The organism is Brevibacterium sp. SIMBA_078, assembly GCF_046534565.1.
Taxonomy (GTDB): domain Bacteria; phylum Actinomycetota; class Actinomycetes; order Actinomycetales; family Brevibacteriaceae; genus Brevibacterium.
Window position 1 is genome coordinate 1 of the sequence record NZ_JAWRYQ010000096.1, and the last position, 326, is coordinate 326.

At 39.6% G+C, this 326-nt stretch carries 1 protein-coding gene; it reads right to left on the reverse strand.

Annotated features, from left to right (window positions below; translation table 11 throughout):
• Positions 1-47 precede the first annotated feature (47 nt).
• On the reverse strand, positions 48-326 hold a 279-nt coding region (locus SB749_RS19015; RefSeq protein WP_410711674.1), incomplete at its 5' end, for an alpha amylase C-terminal domain-containing protein.

Below are 326 nucleotides of genomic sequence, written 5' to 3' on the forward strand. Positions count from 1 at the left end.
CAGTCGATCCCAATGGAAGAGATGCACCATGGGTAACCTCAAAGCAATTACTCATCATTCACCTTTTGTAAGTAAACAGTGGTTAAGCCACCCATCTGTAATGTGATACTGTGATCAAAGCCATGGCTTGGTTGATTAATTGAATGAATAAGTTGGCTTGGCTCATCAGTGATATTAATGCCAGAGCCAAAAAAACATGACTCATCAGTATTTAATATCACCTTATAACTGCCTTTAGCAGGCACGCCTAAGGTAAAATGTTGATAAGCAGTAGGGGTAAAATTAGCGACAACAACCATAAAATCGTCAGCGCTTTTAGCATAACG